This is a genomic window from Micromonospora sp. (genome assembly GCF_048594385.1).
Taxonomy (GTDB): Bacteria; Actinomycetota; Actinomycetes; order Mycobacteriales; family Micromonosporaceae; genus Micromonospora; species Micromonospora wenchangensis.
The window spans coordinates 1-23178 of sequence record NZ_JBMDWU010000495.1; the positions used below are offsets into that span (position 1 = coordinate 1).

The 23178-nt window shown below is 72.1% G+C and carries 21 protein-coding genes and 1 tRNA gene; 8 read left to right on the top strand and 14 right to left on the bottom strand.

The genetic code is table 11. The features are described from left to right. Positions 1 to 169 precede the first annotated feature (169 nt). The 4 genes from ACOJTC_RS26655 to ACOJTC_RS26670 all read right to left on the bottom strand — a co-directional run bounded on the left by ACOJTC_RS26655 (position 170) and on the right by ACOJTC_RS26670 (position 7223). Entirely contained in the window at positions 170 to 601 is a 432-nt protein-coding gene (locus ACOJTC_RS26655) for a hypothetical protein (RefSeq protein WP_357932475.1), read from the bottom strand. Positions 602 to 648: 47 nt separating this feature from the next. Further along, positions 649 to 1164, bottom strand: coding sequence for a hypothetical protein (locus tag ACOJTC_RS26660; RefSeq protein ID WP_420118945.1), 516 nt, complete (start codon positions 1162 to 1164; stop codon positions 649 to 651). Beyond that, entirely contained in the window at positions 1154 to 2956 is a 1803-nt protein-coding gene (locus tag ACOJTC_RS26665; RefSeq protein WP_420118946.1) for a RyR domain-containing protein, read from the bottom strand. The genes ACOJTC_RS26660 and ACOJTC_RS26665 overlap by 11 nt, the downstream gene beginning before the upstream one ends. Positions 2957 to 3017: 61 nt before the next feature. Continuing rightward, a complete protein-coding gene (locus ACOJTC_RS26670; RefSeq protein ID WP_420118947.1) occupies positions 3018 to 7223 on the bottom strand; it encodes a HEAT repeat domain-containing protein in 4206 nt (1401 codons plus the stop codon). 294 nt (positions 7224 to 7517) lie between these two features. On the opposite strand from ACOJTC_RS26670, the gene ACOJTC_RS26675 reads away from it, so the two are divergent. Continuing rightward, complete coding sequence (locus ACOJTC_RS26675; protein WP_420118948.1) at positions 7518 to 8489, top strand: SCO2521 family protein; 972 nt, start codon at positions 7518 to 7520, stop codon at positions 8487 to 8489. Here the strand turns inward: ACOJTC_RS26675 and ACOJTC_RS26680 are convergent. From ACOJTC_RS26680 to ACOJTC_RS26710, 7 genes are all read right to left on the bottom strand, one after another. Further along, complete coding sequence (locus ACOJTC_RS26680) at positions 8468 to 9445, bottom strand: SCO2522 family protein (protein ID WP_420118949.1); 978 nt, start codon at positions 9443 to 9445, stop codon at positions 8468 to 8470. The two genes, ACOJTC_RS26675 and ACOJTC_RS26680, sit on opposite strands and share 22 nt — an antisense overlap. After that, complete coding sequence (locus ACOJTC_RS26685; protein WP_420118950.1) at positions 9430 to 10359, bottom strand: SCO2523 family variant P-loop protein; 930 nt, start codon at positions 10357 to 10359, stop codon at positions 9430 to 9432. The genes ACOJTC_RS26680 and ACOJTC_RS26685 overlap by 16 nt, the downstream gene beginning before the upstream one ends. After that, the gene (locus ACOJTC_RS26690) at positions 10359 to 12200 is read right to left on the bottom strand and encodes an SCO2524 family protein (RefSeq protein WP_420118951.1); all 1842 of its coding nucleotides are present in this window, start codon (positions 12198 to 12200) and stop codon (positions 10359 to 10361) included. The genes ACOJTC_RS26685 and ACOJTC_RS26690 overlap by 1 nt, the downstream gene beginning before the upstream one ends. Positions 12201 to 12424: 224 nt before the next feature. Beyond that, a complete protein-coding gene (locus ACOJTC_RS26695) occupies positions 12425 to 13213 on the bottom strand; it encodes an SCO2525 family SAM-dependent methyltransferase (protein WP_204924098.1) in 789 nt (262 codons plus the stop codon). Between the two features lie 650 nt (positions 13214 to 13863). After that, on the bottom strand, positions 13864 to 14058 hold the full coding sequence (locus tag ACOJTC_RS26700) for a helix-hairpin-helix domain-containing protein (protein ID WP_204924097.1): 195 nt from the start codon (positions 14056 to 14058) through the stop codon (positions 13864 to 13866). A gap of 105 nt (positions 14059 to 14163) precedes the next feature. Further along, positions 14164 to 14235, bottom strand: a tRNA-Glu gene (locus tag ACOJTC_RS26705). 56 nt (positions 14236 to 14291) lie between these two features. Then, positions 14292 to 14924: a TIGR02611 family protein gene (locus ACOJTC_RS26710; protein ID WP_420118957.1), complete on the bottom strand. Its 633-nt coding sequence runs from the start codon at positions 14922 to 14924 to the stop codon at positions 14292 to 14294. Positions 14925 to 15217: 293 nt separating this feature from the next. Here ACOJTC_RS26710 and ACOJTC_RS26715 point away from each other — a divergent pair, with 293 nt between their 5' ends. Next, complete coding sequence (locus tag ACOJTC_RS26715; protein ID WP_053653619.1) at positions 15218 to 15649, top strand: SsgA family sporulation/cell division regulator; 432 nt, start codon at positions 15218 to 15220, stop codon at positions 15647 to 15649. A 112-nt stretch (positions 15650 to 15761) separates the two neighbouring features. Here the strand turns inward: ACOJTC_RS26715 and ACOJTC_RS26720 are convergent, their stop codons facing one another. Beyond that, entirely contained in the window at positions 15762 to 16538 is a 777-nt protein-coding gene (locus tag ACOJTC_RS26720; RefSeq protein WP_420118952.1) for a glucose 1-dehydrogenase, read from the bottom strand. Between the two features lie 155 nt (positions 16539 to 16693). Here ACOJTC_RS26720 and ACOJTC_RS26725 point away from each other — a divergent pair, with 155 nt between their 5' ends. The 4 genes from ACOJTC_RS26725 (at position 16694) to ACOJTC_RS26740 (ending at position 19059) form a co-directional block, all read left to right on the top strand. Further along, the gene (locus tag ACOJTC_RS26725) at positions 16694 to 17608 is read left to right on the top strand and encodes a helix-turn-helix transcriptional regulator (protein WP_204924094.1); all 915 of its coding nucleotides are present in this window, start codon (positions 16694 to 16696) and stop codon (positions 17606 to 17608) included. 7 nt (positions 17609 to 17615) lie between these two features. Further along, positions 17616 to 18071: an RrF2 family transcriptional regulator gene (locus tag ACOJTC_RS26730; protein WP_204924179.1), complete on the top strand. Its 456-nt coding sequence runs from the start codon at positions 17616 to 17618 to the stop codon at positions 18069 to 18071. A gap of 150 nt (positions 18072 to 18221) precedes the next feature. Next, positions 18222 to 18401: a DUF4236 domain-containing protein gene (locus tag ACOJTC_RS26735; RefSeq protein ID WP_007075522.1), complete on the top strand. Its 180-nt coding sequence runs from the start codon at positions 18222 to 18224 to the stop codon at positions 18399 to 18401. Positions 18402 to 18528: 127 nt separating this feature from the next. Beyond that, a complete protein-coding gene (locus tag ACOJTC_RS26740) occupies positions 18529 to 19059 on the top strand; it encodes a potassium channel family protein (protein ID WP_420118953.1) in 531 nt (176 codons plus the stop codon). Here ACOJTC_RS26740 and ACOJTC_RS26745 read toward each other — a convergent pair. Both ACOJTC_RS26745 and ACOJTC_RS26750 read right to left on the bottom strand, forming a co-directional pair. Then, a complete protein-coding gene (locus tag ACOJTC_RS26745) occupies positions 19019 to 19924 on the bottom strand; it encodes a MarR family transcriptional regulator (RefSeq protein WP_420118954.1) in 906 nt (301 codons plus the stop codon). The genes ACOJTC_RS26740 and ACOJTC_RS26745 overlap by 41 nt on opposite strands. A gap of 24 nt (positions 19925 to 19948) precedes the next feature. Then, positions 19949 to 20470 carry a VOC family protein gene (locus ACOJTC_RS26750; RefSeq protein ID WP_420118955.1) on the bottom strand — a complete coding sequence of 174 codons (522 nt, stop codon included), beginning with the start codon at positions 20468 to 20470 and terminating at the stop codon, positions 19949 to 19951. 50 nt (positions 20471 to 20520) lie between these two features. On the opposite strand from ACOJTC_RS26750, the gene ACOJTC_RS26755 reads away from it, so the two are divergent. Next, a complete protein-coding gene (locus tag ACOJTC_RS26755) occupies positions 20521 to 20982 on the top strand; it encodes a MarR family winged helix-turn-helix transcriptional regulator (protein ID WP_204924177.1) in 462 nt (153 codons plus the stop codon). 57 nt (positions 20983 to 21039) lie between these two features. Further along, on the top strand, positions 21040 to 23043 hold the full coding sequence (locus tag ACOJTC_RS26760) for a tetratricopeptide repeat protein (protein ID WP_420118956.1): 2004 nt from the start codon (positions 21040 to 21042) through the stop codon (positions 23041 to 23043). Positions 23044 to 23178 lie beyond the last annotated feature (135 nt).

The following is a 23178-nucleotide window of genomic DNA, read 5'->3' on the forward strand; positions in this document are numbered from 1 at the left end:
CGGGCCGGGGCCCCCGCCCCCCCCCCCCCACCCCGCCCCCCCCCCGCCGGGGGGGGCCGCCCCCGCCGGCCCCCCGGACGGGGGCGCCACCGCGACCGTCGCGACGAGCACCAACCCCAGCAGTACGCGGACAGCGCGGACCATGGATGTCTCCCCCGTTCCGGGTGGATCAGTATCGGTAGTAGTGCGCGTCCTTGCGGCCACCCGAGGCGGTGGTGCCCTCGGCGGCGAAACCGATCCCGTCGACGCCGTTGTAGAACGTCTCGTACTGCCGGCTCGGGCCGATCACCTCGAAGGTTCCGGAGCTGGTGTTGAAGTGGCCGATGACCCAGAACAGGGTGCTCTCGCTGCCGGTCGGCACCGGCCCCCACCAGCAGTCGGCCCCCGGGTCGAGGACCGGGCCCAGCTGCACGGTGTGGTTGTTGAGGTCCACGTACTCGAGGTGCACCCGGTAGTTGCCCCACGGGCAGAGCTGCACCCACCCGTCGCGGATGGTGGAGGCCGCCGCGGGCGTGGTCGGCGCCACGACCAGGGCGACCGCGCCGACCGCGGCGACGGCCGAGGCCAGCAGCCGCCGTGATCCGAACAGCTTCGATGTCATGCCGGCGACGATAGGTCGCCGCACTGGACAGACAGTGAACCCGCGGTTCAGTGCGCCCCGGGCTGCGTCCGACGGGCACCGGCGGGCCAGAGGACCGAGATCGGGATGCCCCGACGCCGGGCCCGTTCGATGGTCCGGTCCGTCGACGCCGCGTGGCAACCCGGCTCGCCGTCCCAGACCGCCACCAGCCGCTGCACCCGTCGGACCAGTTCCCGGTTGGCGGCGACGAAGGCGGCGGTGCCCGACCGGTCGTGACCGGTGTGCACGACCGCCACCGCCCGGGCGAGCAACTCGTCGAAGCTGGCCCGCTGCCCGGGGGCGATGACCGCGTCCCGGTAGTCCCGGGCCGGCAGTATCACCTCGTACGTGCCGCCAAGCTGCAGGACCGTGCGCGCGAAGATCTGGTCCGTGCCGCCGGCCAGGCAGGTGACGCCACGTACCGGCCGGTCGCCGATCCGGTGCAGTTCGGCCCGGAGCGCGTCGGCGACAAGCACCTCCGTGTCGCGGGTCAGGTGAATGTGCCCGGTCACGCCGATGCGCTCCGGTCCGGCATCAGCCGACATCCGCCGGTCCTCTCCGCGGCGCGGGCACCCCGGGCACCAGCCGGATCAGTTCGAAGCCGCTGTCGGACAGCACCTCGGGCAGCGCCCGGATCTCCTCGCGGTTGCGTTCCTGGACCTCGGCGGGAAGTTCGTCCCACGGCCGCAGGGCGGGATGCCGCTGCTGGACGTCGTCGCGGGACTCGCCGTACGCCCAGCCGTCCCCCCGCCGTTCCCGGCACCACCGTTCGTGTTCGAGCCGGGCGAGCACCTCGATCCGGTCGTCGATGGCCTCCCCGGCGGAGACGTCACCGGTGCCGCCCCGCCGGGGTGCGACCACGCACCCGAGGTTCAGCAGCTTGGCGGCGATGTCCTGGACGTGGGCCCGGTTGGCCCGCCGCAGCGACTCGGGCAGTCGCGACCAGTCGACCATCGCCGGGGTGTCGCCGGGACGCAGGCCGGCTCGTCGCCGCGCGTCGAGGTAGCGCTCGTGGATCAGGCGGGCCAGCCGCTCGGTGAGGTCGTCGCCGATCAACCGGGCGTCGCAGGCCCGGGTCAGCACCGGATACAGCCGGAGCTTGCCGTGCACCTCGTCGAGCAGGTCATGACGGGAGTCACCGTGGAAGGCCGCCGCCAACGCCGCCTGCCGGTAGACCGGCACGAACACGCAGCTCTCGACGCCCTGCCAGAGCCCGGGCGAGTCCAGCACGAACTGCAAGCCGCTGCTCTCTTCCGGTGCGCAGACGTAGATCCGGTCGTATCGGCCGGAGCCCAGCCGGCCGAGCGCGACACCGTCGAGGTCCCCGTCGTAGGCGGTCAGCTCGCAGACGGCGCCCATGAACGGGTAGCGGGACGTCACGACCTCCCGTTCGGCGCTGGCGTCCGGGGCCACGAGGTCCACCCGCAGCGGTGGGAGGACAACGCCGGCAGGTGCCTGCGCCCGGCAGGCCCGCCAGTGCCGGGCGGTTTCGGTCAGCAGGGCGCGGCGGAAACCGCCGGTGCCGGCGATGAGCAGCCGGGTGGGTCGGTCGGCCGTGCCGGCCAGGGGGTGGTGCCGGTACAGCGCGCGGGCGGCGACGTCGTCGACGTGGAAGTAGTCCAGCCGCAGCCGGCTGGATCCGGCCGCGCCGAGCCGCCGCGCCTGCAGGGACAGGCACATCTCGGAGTCGTTGACCAGGACGTAGACCCGTGGTGGTTGCCGTCCGTCCCGGACGAGCCGGCTGGCGGTGTTGGCGATGGCGTGGTTGCGGTCGTCGTCGTCACCGCAGGCGTAGATGGTGTGCGCCCGGGGCAGACCCGCGCCGCGTAGCACCTCGGCGCTGGTCGGATCACCGATGACGCCGAGATACCCGCGGCGGCGGTACTCCAACGGACCGAACGGTACGCGCCGCACCACGACCACGCGTTCCCCGTCGGCGAAGAGCCGGTCGGCGAGCATGTGGGCGAACCGGGAGTCACCGCAGACGAGGACGTGGCCACGGGCCCGTCGGGCGCGCAGGCGGCGGCTCTCGGCGGCCAGCAGCAGCCGGCCGGCCTCGGCCACGGCGAGGAGAGTGAACAACGGTGCGGCGAACCGGGCGACCTGCAACTGCCACGGGTAGGGGCCGGGGTCCTGGAACGGCTCGGCACCGAACACGAAGAGTTGCAGATCGTAGTAGAGCACGTCGAACCGGTCGTGCACGGTGTCCGGTCGGGTCGCAAGCAGGATCTCGAAGCCGACGTAGCCGAGAACAAGCGCCGCCAGTCCGATGATCCCGAACAGTCCTCGCAGCCACCAGCCAGCCCGGCGGGGCGAGCCGACGACCGGGTCCGTCATGGGCCCATGGTATTTGACGGGGTCGATCAGAAGCCGTCGCGAAGCGCCGCGCGCGGGCCGGTCACAGGAAGTCGTCGGGCCTGGTGCCGGGCAGGGTGGCCAGCAGTTGGCCGGCCAGCCGCCGGGTGCTGTCGTCCTCCCCCCGGTGGGTGAGCCGCACCAGCAGCTCCCGGGTCCGTGGATCCCCCCAGTGGTGCCGGGTCAACGAGAGCAGCGCGGTCCGGCGGATCTCCCAGTCGTCGTCGTCCACCAGGCTCAGCAGCAGTTCCGGCACCTCCGCCCGGCCGGCCAGGTTCGCACCCAGCTGTTCGGCCGCCCGACGCCGGACCTCCAGGGACGCGTCGTCGCGGACCAGACCGATCAGCAGCACCTGCACCTCGGGATCGGTGCCGCAGTGCTCGCCGAGCGCGGCGGCGACCCGCGCGCGGCTCGCCGGGTCCCGGTCCGCCAGCCGACGCATGAGCCGCAGCGTCACCGCCATGGACGTCGGGCTCTGCCCGGTCAGGCAGCACACCGCCGCGTCGAACACGGCCGGGTCGGTGTCCAGGTCGACGCACTCCAACAGCACGTCGGTCACCGTGTCGGAGCCGCCGTACCGGCCGAGCGTCTGCACGGCGGCCAACCGGATGCCGGCGTAGCTGTCCCGCCGCGCCCGCCGGCACAGCGTCTCCAGCAGGTCGTTGGAGCCGTCGTGCAGGGCGAGCGCCTCGGCCGCCGCGCGGAGCACGGTCGGATCGGGATCTCTGCTGACCTGCTCGGTCAGGCACTCCCGCACCGTCGGCTCGGGCGGGTCGGCGAGGGCCGCCAGGCTCCGGGTGACCCGCAACCGGACGAGCGCGTCCCGCTCCTCGGAGGCCCGGCCGATCAGCAGGGTACGGGTGGCGTGGCCGATCGGCAGCCGCCCGGTGAGCAGGTCGACGGCGGCCAGCCGGACTCTCGCCGTCGGGTCGAGTCGGGCGCTTGCCATCAGCAGTTCCCCGGTGCGCTGGTCCGGGTACGCGTCGACCAGGGCGCGCACCGCCGCGAGGCGTACCGTCGCGTCGTCGTCCTCCCGGGCCGCCGTCGCCACCACGGTCCACCCGGTCTCCTCGGCCCGGTCCCGGTCGATCAGCGCGGTCACGGCGGCAGCCCGCACGGACGGCTCCTCGTCCTGTTCGATCAGTTCGACCAGCCGGGACCGGCACCGTCCCTGCGGATCGGGTCCGGCGGCCAGCAGCCGCACCGCCGCCGTGCGCAGCCGCGCGGAGCTGTCCGAGCCGACCAGCTTCAGCAGCAGGTCCATGTCCTCCGGGCCCGGTGGACCCGGCAGCAGGGTGGTCAGCAGGCAGCGTCGTACCTCGTCCGGGGCATCGCCGTCCACCCGTAGCAGCGCGGCGGCGCGGGCCGACCCGGCCTGCCCGGGCAGGGCCAGCAGGCCCTCCAGTGCCCGCTGCGCCACCCCCGGGTCGGGGTCGGTGTCGAGCAGCCGCCGCAGCGTCCCGGCGGCCTCCGGCACCTCGGTCAGGCGCGCGGTGAGCACCCCGACGGCGGCCCGGCGTACCGGGACGTCGGGATCCGTGGTGGCCCGGACCACCATCCGGCGGACGTCGTCGGACAGTGCGGTGCGACCGCCGAGGGACTGTACGACCAGCGCGCGCACCGCGAGGTCGGCGGAGTCGACGAGTCCACGCAGCACGTCCGGCAGGTCGGGGTCGGCGCCGAAGTGGGTGACCAGCGCCCGCACCGCGGCCTGACGGACCGCGGTGGAAACCTCGGCGCGGGCCTGGGCGAGCAGGAGGTCCCGGTACCGTCGACGACCGGTGGGGTCCATCCGGGCGGCGGCCTCGGCGAGCCCGGCGACCAGGGTGAGGTGGGCGTGCCGCTCGCTGCCCTGCCCGAACTCCAGAAGCAGGAGGTCCTCAAGCCGTTCGTCGGCGGTGGAGAGCGCGGCGGCGATCCGGGTGGCGAACGCGGAGCCGGTGCGCCAACTGGTACGTATCCCACGGCGGCGGTACCAGTGCAGGAAGGTCGTCCGGCCGGGCCAGTCCGGCCCCAGCGCCCGGATCGAGGAGAGCAGCTCGTGCTCGGTGAGGTCGACCAGTTGGGGGTCGTCGGCGGAGATGCCGTGCTCGATCAGCAGCACGACCTGGCGCAGGACGGTCTCGCCCGCCTCCGCCAGGTCCGCGGGTTGCGGGGCCTCCGCCACGCACTGCGCGGCGAGCACCAGGTTCCAGGGCGGACCGGTCAGGTTCAGCGGCGGCCAGGGGCGGGTTCCCTCGGTGGCGAGCCGGACGATCAGGTCGTTGGCGGTCGGGACGGGCAGTGCGCCGGCCACCAGCCGGAGCACCTCCCGCCAGGACGGATCGGCCCAGTGGTCGCGGAACAGCGAACGCAACCGGTCGGGGCCCCAGGAGCCCGGATCATGCTCAATTCCGTCCACGATCTCCTCGGCGCAGAAGAACTCCAGGAACGCCCGGTGCACGAACCCGAACAGCCGCAGGCCGTAGCGCTCCAGGATGAAACTCCGCTCGCGCAATTTGCCGATCATCGAGTAGGCCATGGCGAGTGCCCGCTCGTTGCCGAAACTGTAGAACGCGACGAGGTGGTCCCGGAAGATGAGTGCCAGTTCGTCGGATTCGATGCAGTTCCCCGCCAGCCCGGACTCCCGGAACTGCATGCGGAATGCCAGCTGGCGCAGCAGCCGGTGCTTTGCCTTCAGATCCAGCACCGGCGCCTCGCCGTGGCTCTCCCGCAATTGTTTGGTGACGTCCCACTCGGAGATCAGGACGTCGGTGACGTGTGCGTACAGTCGTCGTCTGTTGCGGGGCAGCGGGTGGCCCCGGCCGACGATGGCCATGAGGATCAGCAGCAGTGGGTTGCCGGCGATCTCGTGCATCGCCCGGGAGTTGCGCACCACGTCGAGTAGCTGTCGCCGCTGCCGTTCCGCCTCCGCTTCGGTGGGCATCACGTAGCGGCACCAGTTGCCGAGGAAGCGGGCGATCTGCCCGTCGTCGAGATCCTCGATCGTGAAATGGTCGAACCCGGCGTTGGCGAAGGGCGGCCGCAGGTGTCCCGCCGCCCGGGAGGTGACCACCGTCAGCACCCCCGGGTACTCGTTGGCGAAGGTGGCGATCTGCGCGGCCACCTCCTCCCGCTGCGCGGGGTCGACCACCTCGTCGAGGCCGTCGAACAGGAACAACGCCCGGCCACCCCGGCGCAGATACGCCTCCAGCACCCCCCGGTCCAGTCCGGGCAGGCCCATCTGCTGGCTGTGGCCCACGTAGTCCAGCAGGCCGTCGCACCGCCCGTCTCCCCGGTGCGTGGCGTACGACCGCAGTTCGATCAGCACGGGCAGGTGGCCGTCCAGCGCCGCCAGCCGGGGCTCGGCGCAGACCCCGGCCAGCACCAGCGCCAGATAGCGGGCGACCGCGGACTTTCCGGATCCGGCGTCGCCCAGCAGCACGATCATCCGCCGGGCGGGGTCGCACACCACGTCGAACAACATCGACGCGTCCTTGGCCGCGTACTCCTCCCGCAGCCGCTCCACCTCCTCCGGGTCCACCACCCCGGGCAGCCCCGCGTCGTCACCGTCCGGCGTGGCCCCGGTCGTGCGCCACCAAGCCAGCGGCATCTCCGGGCGGGCTTCCTCGTGCACGCGGGGCTCCACGAACACCTTCGGCAGCCCGACGGTCAGGTAACCGATGGTGGGACGGGGTGAGACGGCGTTCACCGGGACCGCCTCGTACATCAGGGCCAGGTTCCGGTGGTAGCGGGCCCGCATCTCCTCCGGCAGGTGGGTGCCCGGATCGGCCGGGCCGCGGACCGGGGACCGGCCGCTGAGCACGTCGGCCAGCGCCGCCGTCACCTTGGCCGTCAGATCGTCCACGCTGGAGAAGAAGTCACACAGGTGGTGCTCCTGGAGTTCCCGGCGCAGTTCGACGATCCGGTCACCGTCGTCGCCCCGGTCCATCATGTGGCCCGGCCAGTGCGCGTCCTCGGCGAGCAGGAAGACCAGGCACGGCTTTCCGGCCGCGAGCGCGGCGCGGTATTCCAGCTCGGTGATGGACGACGTGTGGCCGGGCGGCCGGAATCCGTACCGCCAGGCGAAGAGCCCGAGGTAGAGGTCACAGTCCCGGACGTCACTCAGGCAGCGCTCCAGCGGTGGCTGGACGTCGGCGCCGTACGCCTCCATGGCGACGTCCTCGATCTTCAGCCGACGGGCCACGGCGTGTACGGCCAAGCGGTATTTCAGCAGGTCCTTTTGGGTGGCTGAAACGTATACCTTCATGAACGGCGAACTCCGGGGGGAGACTGGTGACCGTTGCTTTGAAAGTACCAGCCGTCGTCACCTGCTCATGTTCGACAGATCCTAGATGCGCGTTGCTGCGCGTGGGATTCCCGCAGAGGGGCCTATGATGTCGACAGCACGGATTCAGGTCCGAGCGGGCCGAATCTCACTTCCCCGAGGTTTCCTTTCGTCCGGCCCGCATCCGGGTCGGTACGGATCACGGCGGCGCACGTCAATCACCAGGGACGCATTCCGCGAGCCGGCGCGGACGGATGCGGTGATGCGGAGGAAGTCATGCTCACACTCGGTGAGGTGCACACCAACCTGCTGCAGCACAGCACCGCGCTGGCCCAGGAGCAGAGTTCCGAGGTGCTGCACCTGGTCGAGGGCGAGACGGTGCTGACCTCCCGCCGTCCATCGCTCTACGCGGTCTCCCCCGACGTCCGTACCGGGGTGGACTGCTGGCTGCCCAGTGCCCGACGCCGTCAGCTACGCGGGGTCGGTGCGGTGGTCAGCCGGGCGATCGTCACCGGCGGCCGGATCGTGCAGGCGTCCTCGGTCATCCGGGTGACGGGCGGCCAACGACGCCGGCCGTGGTCGCACTACCTGGCCAACCCGGGCGTCCTGGAGACGGTCGGCAAACTGGACGCCGTGGATCTGACCGCGGGATTCCTGCGCGGCGACGACGCCGACGTGCTGAACATGGAGGCGATCACCGGCCGGGTCCTCGACGGTGTGCAGACGTCCGACCTGCTGGACCGGCGTCCGCCGCTGCGCGCGGCGCGTACCCGGCTGCGCTGGGCCGCGCAGGTCTCGCCACGGCCGGAGCGGGAGGTCTCGGCGGTGGTCACCGTGGACTCCCCCACCCTGCGTACGGTCGAACTGGTGCTGGATCCCCAGGACGTGCCGGACGCCGTGGCCGGCCTCTGCGAGGACCTCGCCCTGCACGACTGGCTGTTGACCACGCTGTCCTCCCTCGTGGAGGCCGCCGTCGCCCGCTCCGCCTCCGGTCAGGAACACGTCGAGCGGCTGCGGCCGGTGCTGGAGCACCTGCTGCACCTGTGGCTGCCCGGTGCCCGGGTCAGCCCCCGGCTGCGGCCGATCTGGGACCGGCTCGAACAGGTGCCGGGGTTCAGCCGGCAGTGGAACGCGTCGGTGACCTGGATCCGGGACCAGATCGCCGTGGCCAACCTGACCCTGCTGCGTGACCTGGCCGGCCAGCCGTGCGGCAGGGCCGTGACCGCTCACCCGCCGATGAACACGTAACTCAACCGGTCGACAAGTTCGTCGGGCAACCGCAGGCCCTCGCCGCCCGCCCGGCTGGTGATCTGCTGCGCGACCGCCGGGGGCACCGCGACCTGGCCGAGAACCGTCCGCACCGCCAACTCCACCGGCAGGTACTGGGTGTCCATCAGCGTCAGCGTGCGGTACGCGCAGAACGGCGCGGCGGCCGGATTCAGCTGGACGACGGCGGGTAGCGCATCCCACGAGTCGGGCAGCTCGCCGGTGAGCCGGTGCGGCTGCATCAGCACCTCGCCGCGACGACGCAACACGCCCAGCCGGGCCATCTGCCAGACCGAGGCGAGCAGGGCACAGGCCCACACCCGGCGGCTCGGCTCCCCGGACCACAGCTCGACGTCGACGAAGATGGAGTGCCGGGGGTCACCTGACTGCACCGGCGGGGACCACGGCCGGGGCAGCGTCATCGCCGGCGCGTCGACGTGACCGGGTGAGCGCATCCCGTTGGACAGCCAGCCCGACTCGCTCAGCGGGGGGCGGCTACCGGTGGTGTTCCGGGGTGGCTCCACCACCAGGGCGTCGACGACCATCTGGGCCAGCTCGACGCCGTCGTGGCGGGCGAAGCTGGACTCCCGTGCGACGTAGTCGAGCACCAGCCCCTGCGCCGCCGCCGCGCTCTGCACCTGCCCGATCACCTCGCGCGGGGTGCCGAACCGGTGGAAGTAGTCGTCCACCATGAAGCAGGTGCTGATCCGGGGCTGGCGGCCCCCCGCCAGCCCCCGGCTCGCCAGCCCCGGGATGATCGCCGACCACTCGGCGATCCGCGCGAACCTGTCCCGCAGCTCCTGACATCCCGCGCCGAAGTCCTCGGCGTAGAAGTGCCCCAACTCCACCGACAGGTGCGCGTACGCCACGCTCTCCGTACGGGCCACCGCAGCCGCCTCCTGGAATTTCACGTCCACGTCGATCACACGGCTTCCCACGCGGTCTCGTCGAACAGCTTCGCGGTCAGGTCCACGAAGGCGTCCACCGTCCTCATATTCGCGATCTTGGTCTGCACGTCGTGGTCCGAGATGAGCTGCTCGCGCCACTGCAACAGCGGGTCGAGCGGCACCGAGCCGAGCCGGGTGGTACGGCCGACCCCCTTACGTCGGGCCAGCTCCGACAGCTCGTCGTCGCACTTCCGCAGGAACGCCTGTTGGGCGAGGTCGAGATGGCCCACCTCCCTGCCCCGGGCGTCGATCACCGCGGTTCGGACGAACCGCAGGGACTCCCGCAGCCGTTCCGGCTCATGGCCGTACTCCCCGCCCACGGCCAGGATCCCGCCTGCCTCGAAGGCGAGGTCCGCCGCCGCCGTGACGTGTTGCGGGGTCCACCGGTGAAAGACCAGCCAGCGGGCGGCGACCTTGCACAGGGAGGGGGTGGCGGTCGCGGCCAGGGCGATGTGACTGGCGTACGACCGGCCGGCGCTGAGGTCCACCAGGGTCAGGTCGAACTCCTCCTCCAGGCGGAGGAAGAGGTCGACGCAGCGCTTGGCGATGTCGCTGGTGAAGCCGAACTCACTGCCGTTGCGCTGGCCGGGCAGGAGCACCAGGGACCCCGATCCGACGGGCCGCTGGCGCAGACTGGCGCGCTCGGAGGTGCCCCAGACGTCCAGCCGCTCGGGCGAGGGAATCTGCCCAAGCAGGTACCGGTGCAGACCGCCGCGGCTGGGCCCCGAGCCCTCCACCCCGTTGACGGCCTGCGGGATCTGGAACGTGATCCCCGCGGTCGGCGAGCCGAAGTCGTAGTCCAGGTAGCAGGTCGACTTGCCGGCCAGCGCGCTGCGGTAGGCGATGTTCGCCGCGGTCACCGACCGACCGGTGCCACCCTTGTGTGACGTGACGAAGACCAGCATCAGATCCCCTCGCCGGCCTTCTGCTGACCGGTGGTGACGTCGTTGATCTGCAGCAACACCGTGTTCGCCAGGGCGGCCGCCGTGCCCGGACGCTCGTCCACCAGCAGTTGGGCCCGACGCAGGCTGGACCGGATGCTGCGCATGTTGCGTTGCATCGCCACCCCGGAGAACGTGCCGCGCATCATCTCCCGGTCGAACAGGTACTCGGCCTCGTCGACGAGATCCTGGGCGTACGCCGCGAGCCCGCCGGCCCGGGGGAAGGGCCGTTCCGAGAGCAGCTGACTGGCGTTGACCATCGCGTGCACCGCCCGCTCGGTCAGGTACCAGGAGGGCGCCTCGGGCATCGGCGCCAGCCCCGGGAACGCGCCGCCGGCGTGGTCCCACAGCCCCCGGTGCCGGCCGTCCGGGATACGCCGCTGCAGCAGGTGGTCCCACACCTCGTCCGCCAACTCGAGCAGTTCGCTGCGCCGTCGGGCGTTGTTGAGCAGGCCGGCGACGGTTATCGCCCGCTGGAGCAGCACCGTGGAGAACTCGTTGACGTTCCACGTCATGATCGGCTTCGACTCACGGTCGTTGAGGATCACCTGCTTGCCGGGCGCGTGCACCAGCAGAGCCTGCTCACCGGGGGACGCGCGGCGGGTGATCCGCGCCCGCTGCGCCAACTCCACCAGCACCGAGGCGATCCGGCCGAGTTCCTCGTCGCCGCCGCGCCCCACGGCGAGCAGGCCCTTGACCGCCAACGACGTCGTCTGCAGCGTGTAGTAGTCGGTCCGGTCGCCGTCGGTCGTCCGCCACGGGATGTCCTCGATCGGCCAGCGTCGCCGGTTGCCGAAGGTCGCCACCGTCGCCCAGTAGGTCCGGGTCAGCTCCCAGCGCAGTTGCAGCGCCCGGGACAGCCGCTGCTGTTCCTCGTTGAGCAGGCCGAGCAGGCGGGTGCGTTCGGAGTTCAGGTCCTCGATGGCGTCCATCGCGATGACCGTGAAGTAGAGGTAGGGGGCGTTCTCCGCGGACCCGGGGCGCTGCCGGCCGATCGGTTCGGTGGTCGGGACCTCCTCGGCTCCGGCGATGGTCCCCCAGGACCAGCCGCACTCGAAGAGCATCTCGCTGTTGTCGAGGTCTTCGGTCACCCGGCCCGACCCGAGGAGCACGCTGCGCAGGCTGGCCATCGTGTCCCGCAACTGTTCGCGCAACGCGTCCACGACTTCCCGGCGCGGCAACTCGTCCTGGTTGACCATGTCGCACAGCCGACGGCCGTACGGGTCGGTGGGGGTGAAGACGGAGGTGCTGAAGCTGCGGAGCAGACCGACCATGGCCGCGGTCAGCCGCACGTTGGCCATCGCCTCCAACTCGTCCAACTGGGCGAGGAGATCACGCCGTTGGGTGGCCTTCCGGTAGACCTTGACGAAACCGATCGTCGCCAGCGTGAGCGTGACGGATACCGCGAAGGAGTCGACGATGTCCCGCGAGTACTGCTCCTCGGTGAGCGGCGGCCCGCCCTCCGTCGGGGTGAGGTAGCTGCCACCGGCGAAGATCGGCGTGCCGGCCTCGTCGGTGTAGCGGCGGAAATAGTCGATCATCACGCCGACCAGCTGACGAGGGATCCTGATCGCGTCGCCGAGCGAGCCGAGTGCCTCGACCACGTCGTCGTCGACCCGGTCCGGATCGTCGAGCGACAGCACGGAAACCTTGGCCGCGGGGAGCAGCAGGGTGAGCAACTGCTCCGCGTCACTGATCGAGTTGCTGCCGCTCCGGCCGCCCCAGCGCCATTCACCATTGTCCCAACAACTGCGCACCGTGGCCCGCCAGATGTCGAGGATCTCCTGGCGCGGCTGTATCCGCATGATCCACCGCCGTCTGTTGTTGTAGTCGCCGACTCGAAACCGCTGATGTTGCCGTACGCGCGAGGATCCACGGGGGCCGACAATGACGTGCACCGTCATGGTAGCGGGCCGGTCGACCACCGTCCGAATCGCTTTGTCGGCGGGGTGTCGGCAAGCCGACCATCGGGTGTGGACCAGGCCCGACTGCCGCCGTCGACGGCGCCGTTCAGGCTCCGGCGTCGGAGCTATCCGCGGGTACGACCCGTGGTCAGCAACATACTCACGTAACCGTCGCGCAACGGCGGTCGGGGGCGTTCCTCGTGGACGTCAAGTTCGTACGCGCCCGCGGCGATACCGGCAACGACCTCGGCACGGGCCAGTGACACCGCCGGAAACGACCGTCGACCGACGTGGTAGCCGGCGGAGCCGAGCATGACCGCCAGGGCAAAGGGTGACCCGGGCCGCAACGCACGGAGGAACCGGGCGATCGCCCGTTCGGCCTCCGAGCGATGAGCCGAGATGGAACACGCCACGAAGAACATCGTTCCGGCGTCCCAGGCGTGCACCGGCAGGTTGAAGACACTGGTCCGCGATACCCGGGCCACCCGCGCCAGACGCCGCCGCGGATCGGTCAGGGCAGCGTACGCCGGGTGCTCCGCACACACCTGCCAGTACGGATCCCACATCGGGTCGTAGGAGTCGACCTGCTGACGCAGCCAACACACATTCGATGTCGACCATTCACATAGATCGATAGTTTGAGCGAACGGCAGGAGCGCCAGCGTCGGATAGAGATTCGCTCCCGACCCCACGTCGACACAGCGCGCCCCGGAAAGTTCAACCCCGGCGAAGAAGTCCCTGGTCCGGCGGAGGAATTCCTGATCATCGGCCCGCAGGTCCGCGTAGTTGTGTCGGACATACGTCTGTGGGTCGAACCCGTCCCACTGGACCTCGGCATTGACCGGTCCCGGTGCCTGAATCGGCAGGGGCGACGTCGAGGAGTCGCCACCACCGGCCGCCGGGGTCAATGCCATGACCGCACCTCCATCGATGTCGGCGGACGACCTTCGGTGAGGTCTCGGACGCGCTCGGTGCACCGCCCTTTGTGTATCGGAAGTGCTGCCGGCCCGCAAGGGTCGCTCTTTCACCGCGCCCGACAACAACCACCCGACGCTGACCAATCCGTGAGTCACGGGCGACACGTAGCTGGTACGCACGTCGCGAATCCGCCACGCCCTCGACGGTGTGCCGCTGGGTAGCTGTCCGCCCGGACGCGGGGGTTCCCCCGGTAAGCAGGCGGGGCCGGGGCGGCGGGTGAATATACCCTCCCAGCGCCCTTTCGACCTGCCGGCGTTGACGAATCGCCGCCGATGCCTGTCTCCGGAAACGGCACGGACAGGGTTTTCCCCCACAGCCGTCGAGTCAGCCGGGGCCGGCCAAGCCCGATCGGGTCGGCCACCGATCGAAACGGCCGCGCCGGACCACTTGGACCTGAATCGCTGATGTCATCAGCTCGAAAGGATGCGCACCCACCATCCCGGCCTCCGTCCGGGCCGGAGGGCGTCCGCGCCGCGCCCGGCCGGGGAGCGCAGGGGAAGCGGTGGTCAGGAGCAACATCGGCTAGCAGAAGTCCCCTGGTCGGGCACCGCCCGAGTCGCCCGGCGGAATCGCTGCTGAGGGATTTCTATCCGAGACTGAGATCGTGCTGCTCCAGTGCGTGCTGAATGATTCCGAGCGCCTTCGGTCCCACCCCGTGCAGCACGGACAGCTCGGCGCGTGACACGCCCACGAGGTCACGCAGCGTCGGATAGCCCGCTTGGGTCAGGGCGCGCACAGCCGGCGCACCGATCTTCGGCAGAGCATCGAGATCGGTAATCACGCTGTCGACCCTACGCGACCGCAGCCAACTACCTGTTCATCGCCCGACAGCAGAAAGGCCACCTCCCGAACCCGGGAAGCGGCCTCTGACCTGCGGTACTGAGAGTGGGCGATGCTGGTATCGAACCAGCGACCTCTTCGGTGAGAACGAAGCGCTCTCCCACTGAGCTAATCGCCCTCAGCGCCGTTGACTCTACCCGATCGTGCGGCGGAGCCAAAAACCCGGGGTGCCGGTCAGGTCGTGGCGAGGTGGTGCAGCAGTTGGGCGACCAGGTCGATGCCGAGGCTGTACTTGAGCGAGAGCCAGAGCACCACGGCGACGAAGACCAGGCCGACGGAGCCGAGCAGGAGCCGTACGGGCAGGGAGCGGGTGGTGGCCCACCGGGTCCAGGCGTGGACGTGGCGGCGGGTGAAGCCGAGCAGCCGGCGGGCCCAGTGGAACTCGACGGCCCAGATGGCGAGGCCGGCGATGACGATCAGCCAGCCGGGACCGGGCAGCGGGATCAGGGCGATGCCGACGGTCACCACGATCGCCCCGGCGACGGCGATGAATATCTTGAGGGCTACGCGGCCGGTGGGGTTGGCCCGGATCAGGTCGAGGGTGGTGCGCAGCCGCCACCGCCAGCCGGTGGGGCGGGCGGCGAGGGCGGTCCGACCGGATCGACCCCCGCCACCGCGGGCACGTCCGTTGACCGGTCGGGCCCGGCCGCGGGAGTTGCGGGCGGTGCCAGCGACGCGACCGGCACGTCCGGCGTCGGAGGTCGCCCGACCGTCTCGGTCCGGTGGCTTGATCGGCACCCTGTCACCCCGCCTTTTGGCTGCCCGGGCCCCTACTTTCGGTGACTCGGCCCCACTCACCGCATCCATTGAGGAACGCTTCGCGGCCATTTCACCCCCCAGTGTCGTCCCGGCCCGTCACTTGCGCAGACCACTGGACGTTACCGGAGTAAGTCGACGACTGAACCACCCGACTTCGGACGGGCTCCCGACTGGGCAGAACCGGAAATCCTACAAGAATTCTCACATTCTCGCGGCGATTCGGACCCCCTTCCCACCACTGGGTGAAGTCAGCGTATGGCGGAGCGTAGCCAGCAGTAGCACCTGAGTATGGGAAAAGCGGGACACGCGCGTTCCGCAGCGGTGCCGGGGGGAGAACGTCCATGAGTGTCATCCGACCGACGACCGTAGAGGTCGAGACGTCGCTAAGGCTCGTCGCGCCTGACGCCACCGCCTTGCCGGTGCGTGCCAGCCTGCGTTACGACCCTGCTGACCCGTATGCGGTCCATGTCCTGTTCCATGCCGAATCGGCCGGCGGCGAGGCGGTGAGCTGGTCGTTCGCCCGCGAACTGCTGGTGACCGGCCTCGACGAGCCGGCGGGCATCGGCGACGTGCGGGTCTGGCCCTGGGCCACCCCGCGCGGCGACTTCGTCGCGCTGGCCCTGTCGTCGCCGGACGGCAACGCCCTGTTCGAGGTCCCGCGCAGCGTGCTGGTGCGCTTCCTGCGCCGGACCTACGTCGTCGTCCCGCGCGGCCGGGAGGCCGAGCACCTGGACGTCGACACGGCGGTGACCCGGCTGCTCGCCGGTCGCTGACCAGTCTGCCCCGGAGCCGCGCGGATCTGCCGAGTCCGCGCGGCTCCGGCCGTCCACCGCCCGGGTACGCGCCACGCCGCCCGGTCACACCACCGCCCGTCGGGCCCGCCGGTCAGCCGTGCGTGGTGATGCCCCCGTCCACCGGGATCACCGCGCCGGTCAGGTACGCCCCGGCCCGCGACGCCAGGAAGATCGCCGCGCCGGCCATGTCGTCGGGGCGGCCGATCCGGCCGAGCGGCACCTGCTGCGTGATCGCCGCCCGGGTCGCGGGGTCGTCCAGGGCGAAGGCCATCATCTTGCTCTCGAACGGGCCGGGGGCGATCGCGTTGACCGTGATCCGCTCGGCGGCGAGCTGGTGGGCGAGGCTACGGGTGAGCATGTGCACGGCGGCCTTGGTGGCCGAGTACGCGTACACCTCCATCGTCGGCACCCGGAGCCCGTCGATCGAACCGATGTTGATCACACGGGCCGGGTCGTCGTCGCCGGCCGCCGCCCGTAGGGCCGGCAGCAGCGCGGTGGTGAGCCGGAAGACCGCCTTCACATTGACCGCCCAGAGCTTGTCGAACGCGCTGCCCGGATACGACTCCAGCGGCGCGCCCCAGGTCGCCCCCGCGTTGTTGACCAGCACGTCGAGCCGGTCGTACCGCTCGCGCACGGCGGCGGCGAGAGCCTCGGCGCCCGCGTCGTCGCCGAGGTCGGCGGGGATCGCCTCGCACCGCCCCTCGGCCGACAACTCCTTGACCACCGCCTCGCACACGTCGGCCTTGCGCGACGAGATGACGACCGTGGCCCCGGCCCGGACGAAGCCCCGGGCGATCATCAGCCCGATCCCCCGGGAGCCGCCGGTGACCAGAACCGTCTTGCCGTCGACCGAGAACAGATCCGTCATGAGCACCCCATCGCACGTCGCGGTCCTTACCGATCGGTAACGTAGCCCGGCCCCGGCAGCCGGACAACCCCGGCGGGACACCCCTCCACCGCAAGCGCGACAGAGTCCCGTCGCCGGGATGCGACCTCGGCCGTCCCCGGTTACGGTCGACGACGATGGTCCCTTCCGGTCAGCTCTCCCCGGCAACCCGTCCCGACCTGCCCCGCCCCGAGATCGACGTCCTGGAGCTGGGCGACCTCGTCCCCGGCACGGGCGCGCCCCGGCCGGTCCTGCTCGACCACGATCTGCTCGCCCTGGTCACCGGCGGGCACGGCTTCGTCGAGCTGGACTTCCGCGCGCTGCCCTGCCGCCCCGGCACCCTGCTGCGGGCCGTCCCCGGCCAGGTGCTGCGTTGCCCCGCGCGGCTCGACGCGGTCGTGCTCCGCTGGCACGCCGACGCGCTGCGCGGCCTGGACGTCGACCCCGCCGCCGTGCCGCAGCACCACCAGCTCACCGGCCCGGACGAGGACGCCGTCATCAACGAGGTCTCCCAGCTCGTGGTGGACCACCGCCGGCACCGCGCCGACCCGGCCGCGCACGCCCTGCTGCGGCACCAGCTCGCGGTGCTGCTGATCCGGCTCGCCCTGCTGCCCGGCGTCCGCAACTCGGGCGCGACGCCCGAGGACACCGACCCGCAGCGGACCGAGCGGGCCACGTTCCGCCGGTTCTGCCGGGAGGTGGAGGCGGGGTACCCGCACACCAGGCGGGTGGAGGACTATGCGGCCCGGCTGGGTTGCTCGGTGCGTACCCTGACCCGGGCCTGTCTGGCGGTGACCGGGCGCAGCGCCAAACAGGTGGTCGACGAGCGGGTCGCGCTCCAGGCCCGTCGGCTGCTCGCCGCAACCGACGAGCCGGTGGCCCGGATCGGTCGGCAGCTCGGCTTCCCCGAGCCGACGAACTTCGGCCGGTTCTTCACCCGCGAGGTGGGGGTGAGTCCGGGCGCGTTCCGGGCCGCCCGGGACCGCCCGTCGGCGCGGATAGTCCGACCACGGCGACCCGCTGACCCCGCTGACCCCGTCGGACGGGCATGATGGCATGGTGCAGATCTCCGCGCGCGGCGACTATGCGGTTCGAGCGGCCCTGAGCCTGGCCACCGCCTACCCCTCCCTGCTCTCCACCCAGGCGATCGCCAGCGAGCAGGACATGCCGCGCAAGTTTCTCGAAGCGGTCCTGGCTGACCTGCGTCGGGCCGGCGTGGTCCGCGCGCAGCGCGGCGCCGAGGGCGGTTACACCCTGGCCCGACCACCGCGCGAGGTCACCGTCGGGGCGATCCTGCGCGCCGTCGAGGGCCCGTTGGCCGGGGTACGCGGGCTGCGTCCCGAGGAGACCCGGTACGAGGGCTCGGCGGAGAACCTCCCCCGGCTCTGGGTGGCGGTGCGTGCCGCCGTCCGGCAGGTGCTCGACGAGGTGACTCTCGCCGAGGTGGTCAGCGGGCGGCTCCCGACGCACGTCCGCAAGCTGACCACCCTGCCCGACGCGTGGGAGCCGCGCTGACGGTCGCGCCACCGGTTCGGCACGCCAGAATCGTTCCGCCGTGGTCGACACCGTCCAGCCTGGACCGGAGCAGGTTTCGGTTTTCGTGGATGCGGGCATCTAGCGGGCCGAGACGGCAACGATGACAGGGAACGCGAAGGGAGCGCCACGATGGGTCTGATGTTCCGTAAGCGCAAGAAGTACGGGCCGATCATCCTGAACTTCACCGAGAACGGCTTCTCGTCGTGGAGCATCAAGATCGGTCGCTGGTCGTGGAACTCCCGGGCCAAGGCGCACCGCGTCGACCTGCCGGGCCCGCTGTCCTGGAAGCAGGACAAGTCCCGGGCGTGACGCCCTTGCGTCGAACGGGGTGCCGGTGGTCCACCGGCACCCCGTTCGGCGTCCACGCCCCGGCCCGCCGCCGGCCGGGTTCGGCGTTCCCCGGATCGGGGCAGTCCCGACGGCGCAGAATCGCCGCATGGCGAGCGACGACGGAAACTGGGCGCGGGTGCGGCGGCATACCCTGGCGGCCTGCGTCCTGCTGGTGGTCAGCTATTTCCTGATTCCGTTGGAGCCCGATCCGAACGGACTGCGGCTGACCCTGCGCGCGGTCGGCACCCTGCTGTTGATCAGCGTGGTCACCGTCCTGGTCACCCGTCAGGTGGGCCGCCAGCTCGGGAGCCGCGCCCCGGTCGGCGGGGACGAGGTCCGCTCGTTGAGCCGGCTGGTGGTGGCGCTGGTCGCGGGGCTGCTCGCGTTCGCGGTCGCCGACTACGTGGTGGCCGGCAGCGGACCGGGGCAGTTCTCCGGGCTGCGCACCCGGTTGGACGCGCTCTACTTCGCCCTGACCACCCTCACCACGGTCGGCTACGGGGACGTGCACGCCCAGGGGCAGCTCGCCAAGGCGATCGTCTGCGTGCAGATGGTGTTCAGCATCGGGGTGATCGCCACCGGGGCGTCCATCGTGGTCAGGCAGTTGACCGGGCGGCCGGGGCGGGGCCCGCGCTGATCAGCACGTCCCCGCCGAGCCGCCCGTGCTCCGGGTCCCGGGTGACCAAGCCGGCGTCCAGCAGCTCGGCCAGCGCCCGCCCGGCGTCCCCGGCCCGGTAGGCGGTCGCGGTCAGCGCGTGCCGACGCAGCTCCGTCACCGTACGCGGGCCGTGGCGGGTCAGCTCGGCGAGCAGTTCGTCGCGCAGCGGTCCGGTCACCGGGTCCGCCCCCACGTCGAGCAGGCCACCGGCCGGGTCCCGGTAGCGGACGGCGATGCTGTCGGCTCCGCCGGCGTCGGTGGCCCAGAGCGCGTCCTTGAACGCCTCCAGGCTCTTGTCCAGGCCGGTGCCGAAGGCGACCAGGCGGGCCGGCGTCCCGTCGGCGGGAACCAGCTCGACCTCGGCGACCAGGGGAAACCCGGCGGCGGTCAGGGCCGGCCGCAGGTCGGTGCCGGTGCCGGTGAGCAGCACCTCGGCCGGGCGGCCGGTGGTCGTGGCGGCCAGCAGCGCCGGTGTCGGTGCCGCGCCGTCGAGCAGGGTGAGCAGTGGTGCGCCGGCCGCACCGGCCGCCTTGAGCACCGCCGGCAGCCGGGCCGGGTCGCCGGGCACCACGTGCACGGCCACGTCGCCGGGCAGGCCGGCCTCGACGACGCCGAGCCGGGCGGGCAACTCGGGGCCGCCGTCGGCGAGCACCAGCACGGTGAGCCGCCGGCCCCGGAGCCGGTCGGCGAAGCCGGCCACCACCCGCAGGGCCGCCTCGGCGCTGCCGGGATCACCGGCGTACGCCAGCGCGAGGGTGGCCCGCCGGGAGCGGTGCAGGGCCCCCGGCAGCCAGTGGTGGAGCTGACGGACGAGCAGTCCGCCCAGGACGGCGTCGATCGACATCCTGTCGTTCTACCGTACGGCCGTTCAGGCCGGGACGGAGATCCCCACCCCGCCCCGGGTCTGTCCGCCGTAGCGGGCCCGTTCGCGGTCGAGGTCGAGCCGGCCGATCCGCTTGCGGGCGGCGAGGGTGTCCTCGTCGAGCTGGTCGGCCGGGACGATCCAGACGATCTCGAACTCCAGCCCGTCGGGGTCACGGCCGTAGAGGCTCTTGGTGGTGCCGTGGTCGGAGGTGCCGACCAGGGCGTCGGCGGCGGCCAGCCGCTGGGCGGTGGCGGCCAGCTCGTCGAGGGTGTCCAGTTCCCAGGCCAGGTGGTAGAGGCCGACGGTGGCCCGGCCGGCCTGCGATCGGCCGGCGTTCGTGCCGATCTCGAACAGGCCGAGGTCGTGGTCGTTGGTCGAGTCGGGGGCCTGGAGGAAGGCCGCGCCCCGGAACCCGTCCGGGGTCATCGGCACCGGGCGGAAGCCCAGCACGTCGCGGTAGAAGTCGATGCTGCGACGCAGGTCGGAGACGTAGAGCACGGCGTGGTTGAGGCGGTGGATTCCCATGTCCACCACGCTAGCGCGATTTTGTTGAGCGTTCAACTATTCCGGCTATGATGGTCGTCATGACCCGCTGGCTGGACCCCGACGAGCAGCAGACCTGGCGTGCCTTCCTGACCGCCACCCGGGCGCTGACCGACACCCTCGACCGCGAGCTGCAACACGACGCCGGCATGCCGCACGCCTACTACGAGATCCTGGTCCGGCTCTCCGAGGTGCCCGACCGGCGGCTGCGGATGAGCGAGCTGGCCGACCTCACCGGCTCCTCGCGCAGCCGGCTCTCGCACGCCGTCGCCCGGCTGGAGACCGCCGGCTGGGTACGCCGCGAGGACTGCCCCACCGACCGGCGCGGGCAGGTCGCCGTGCTCACCGACGCCGGTTTCGCGGCCCTCGCCGCCGCCGCCCCCGGCCACGTCGAGGGGGTACGCCGGCACCTGTTCGACGCGCTCAGTCCCGCCCAGGTCGACCAGTTGCGCCGGATCAGCGAGACGCTGGTCGCCCACCTGACCGGTTCTTGACCAAGTTGCCGACCGGCAAGGGTTGTACTAACCGTTGCCGGCCAAGCACGATGGGGCGTGTCTTCCGGCTTCGGTGAACTGACCCTCCAGGCGCAGCACCTGGTGTCCGCCGGCGACCTGGCCGGTGCCCAGCGACTGCTGGCCGACGCGCTGACCGACGCGGACCCCCGCCCCGACCACGCCTCCCCCGAGCTGGCCGAGGCCGCCGGGCTCCAGGCCCGGCTGCTGGTCACCCTCGGCGAACCGCACTCCGCGCGCGGCTGGGCCGCCTTCGCGTACGCGGCGTCGAGCCGCTTGTACGGCATCTCCGACCAGCGGACGATCTCGGCGGCGGCCACCCTGGCGGCGGTGCTGCACCGGGTCGGCAGCGACGCCCGCGCCGCCCGGCTCTACTCCGAGGTGATCCTGGAGCTGACCGCCCACGACGGCCCCGAGTCGCTGCGGGTGCTCGCCGCGCACGCCGACCTGGCCACCGTGGAGTATGCCCGGGGCCAGTGCTCCGAGGCCCGCGAACGCCTCCAGGACGCCTGGGAGCTGCACCGCGAGGTATACGGCGACGGCCACGCCAGTGGCATCAAGATGCTCGCCCGACTCGGTGCCATGCAACGCGACTGCGGCCGGTTCGACGAGGCGCACGACAACCTCGCCCTCGCCCGCGAGCTGGCCCGTGAGCACCTGGCCGCCGACGACCCGCTCGCCCGTCAGGTGGCCGCCCTGGCCCGCGCCGCCGCCGACCCCGACCACGTCTGCGACGACGAGCCCGCCCCCGAGCGCGGTACGCCCGTGGTGCCGGCCGCCCGCACCCCGCCGCCCGCCGAGGGTCCGCCCGACCTGCCCGCCTGGTCGGCCGGCCCGGTGCCACCCGACGATCCGTACCCGCCGACGGTGCCCGGCCAGCGGATGCCCGCCGACGACACCGGCTACCCACCGGACGCCGACCCCTACGGTGCCCCCGACCGGTTCGATCCCCCTGACCGGTTCGGCGCACCTGACCGGTTCGACGCGCCCGGCCGGTTCGGCGCGGCCGGTACTGCGGCGGGTGGCGGGTATTCCGCCGGCACCGGCTATCCCACCGACAGCGGCTACGGCCCCTGGGACGGCCAGCCCGGCGGGGACGGCTACCGGGCCGGCGACGGTCCGGGCGACGTCGGCTACCGGGGCGACACCGGCTATCCGGGCGGCAGCGGCTACCCGACCTCCGGTCATCCGACCTCAGCTCGTCCGACCTCGGATCACCCGACGCCGGGCCGGCCGGTCGAGTCGGGCTATCCGGCGGGCGCGGGTCATCCGGCCGGGCCGGGTGATTTCGGCAGGCCCGGTCACTCCGGCGGGCCCGGTCACCCCAGCGGGCCTGGTCACCCTAGCGGGCCGGGGTATCCGGCAGGGTCGGGCCGGATCGACGACGACGGACACTGGCCGCCCGAGCCGGCCACGGCCGGGACGACCGGTTCCACGACCGGCGGGTGGCGGGACACCCCCTACGCCCCGCCGCTGTCGCAGAGCCGCCGGGACGAGGAGGCGGCCGGGGTACGCCGGGTCACGCCCACCGAGCCACCGGTGGACCCGTCACGGTTGCTGCCCGTGCTGGTGCCGCGCCGGCACGCCCCGCCCCGCCGCCGCCCGGGTGCCGTACCGCTGGTGGCCGCCGGGGTGGCCGTGGTGCTGTTGGGTGCGGTCGCGGTGATCGCCGGGGTGTCCCAGGTGGGCGGCTCCGACGCGCCACCGCCCGCCGCTCCGAGCGAAGCCGCCCCGACCGCCGCCACGCCGAACGCCGGCCCGCCCGCCTCGCCGGGCACCCCACCGGGGCGGGTGACGCTGCGGGACCGACCCGACGGCATCACCCTGACCTGGACGTACCCGGCCGGCAGCGAGGGCCCGGTGGTGCTCTCCGCCGCCCAGGCCGGGCAGGACCCGCGCCCCTTCCAGACCCTCCCACCCGGCACCGACAACTTCGTCGTACACGGCCTGGACCGCACCACCAACTACTGCTTCACCGTCGCCGTCGTCTGGTCCACCGACGTGGTGGCCCGAGCCAAACGCGTCTGCACCGCCCGCCGCTGACCCGTCCACCCCCTCCCCGCCCGGCCCCTCCCCGCCCCGCGCCGCTCACCCATGTTGATCAAGAGGTTTGCGTCACCCCCAGCGAAATCCCTGACGCACACCTCTTGATCACCGCCCCCTCCACCCCACCCGGTC

What these genes read in the sequence shown, in the direction of transcription:
- ACOJTC_RS26655 (WP_357932475.1), bottom strand. Translation starts at nt 601, where the DNA reads ATGACATCGAAGCTGTTCGGATCACGGCGGCTGCTGGCCTCGGCCGTC.
- ACOJTC_RS26660 (WP_420118945.1), bottom strand. Translation starts at nt 1,164, where the DNA reads ATGTCGGCTGATGCCGGACCGGAGCGCATCGGCGTGACCGGGCACATT.
- ACOJTC_RS26665 (WP_420118946.1), bottom strand. Translation starts at nt 2,956, where the DNA reads ATGACGGACCCGGTCGTCGGCTCGCCCCGCCGGGCTGGCTGGTGGCTG.
- ACOJTC_RS26670 (WP_420118947.1), bottom strand. Translation starts at nt 7,223, where the DNA reads ATGAAGGTATACGTTTCAGCCACCCAAAAGGACCTGCTGAAATACCGC.
- ACOJTC_RS26675 (WP_420118948.1), top strand. Translation starts at nt 7,518, where the DNA reads ATGCTCACACTCGGTGAGGTGCACACCAACCTGCTGCAGCACAGCACC.
- ACOJTC_RS26685 (WP_420118950.1), bottom strand. Translation starts at nt 10,359, where the DNA reads ATGCTGGTCTTCGTCACGTCACACAAGGGTGGCACCGGTCGGTCGGTG.
- ACOJTC_RS26690 (WP_420118951.1), bottom strand. Translation starts at nt 12,200, where the DNA reads ATGCGGATACAGCCGCGCCAGGAGATCCTCGACATCTGGCGGGCCACG.
- ACOJTC_RS26695 (WP_204924098.1), bottom strand. Translation starts at nt 13,213, where the DNA reads ATGGCATTGACCCCGGCGGCCGGTGGTGGCGACTCCTCGACGTCGCCC.
- ACOJTC_RS26710 (WP_420118957.1), bottom strand. Translation starts at nt 14,924, where the DNA reads ATGGATGCGGTGAGTGGGGCCGAGTCACCGAAAGTAGGGGCCCGGGCA.
- ACOJTC_RS26715 (WP_053653619.1), top strand. Translation starts at nt 15,218, where the DNA reads ATGAGTGTCATCCGACCGACGACCGTAGAGGTCGAGACGTCGCTAAGG.
- ACOJTC_RS26720 (WP_420118952.1), bottom strand. Translation starts at nt 16,538, where the DNA reads ATGACGGATCTGTTCTCGGTCGACGGCAAGACGGTTCTGGTCACCGGC.
- ACOJTC_RS26725 (WP_204924094.1), top strand. Translation starts at nt 16,694, where the DNA reads ATGGTCCCTTCCGGTCAGCTCTCCCCGGCAACCCGTCCCGACCTGCCC.
- ACOJTC_RS26735 (WP_007075522.1), top strand. Translation starts at nt 18,222, where the DNA reads ATGGGTCTGATGTTCCGTAAGCGCAAGAAGTACGGGCCGATCATCCTG.
- ACOJTC_RS26740 (WP_420118953.1), top strand. Translation starts at nt 18,529, where the DNA reads ATGGCGAGCGACGACGGAAACTGGGCGCGGGTGCGGCGGCATACCCTG.
- ACOJTC_RS26745 (WP_420118954.1), bottom strand. Translation starts at nt 19,924, where the DNA reads ATGTCGATCGACGCCGTCCTGGGCGGACTGCTCGTCCGTCAGCTCCAC.
- ACOJTC_RS26750 (WP_420118955.1), bottom strand. Translation starts at nt 20,470, where the DNA reads ATGGGAATCCACCGCCTCAACCACGCCGTGCTCTACGTCTCCGACCTG.
- ACOJTC_RS26755 (WP_204924177.1), top strand. Translation starts at nt 20,521, where the DNA reads ATGGTCGTCATGACCCGCTGGCTGGACCCCGACGAGCAGCAGACCTGG.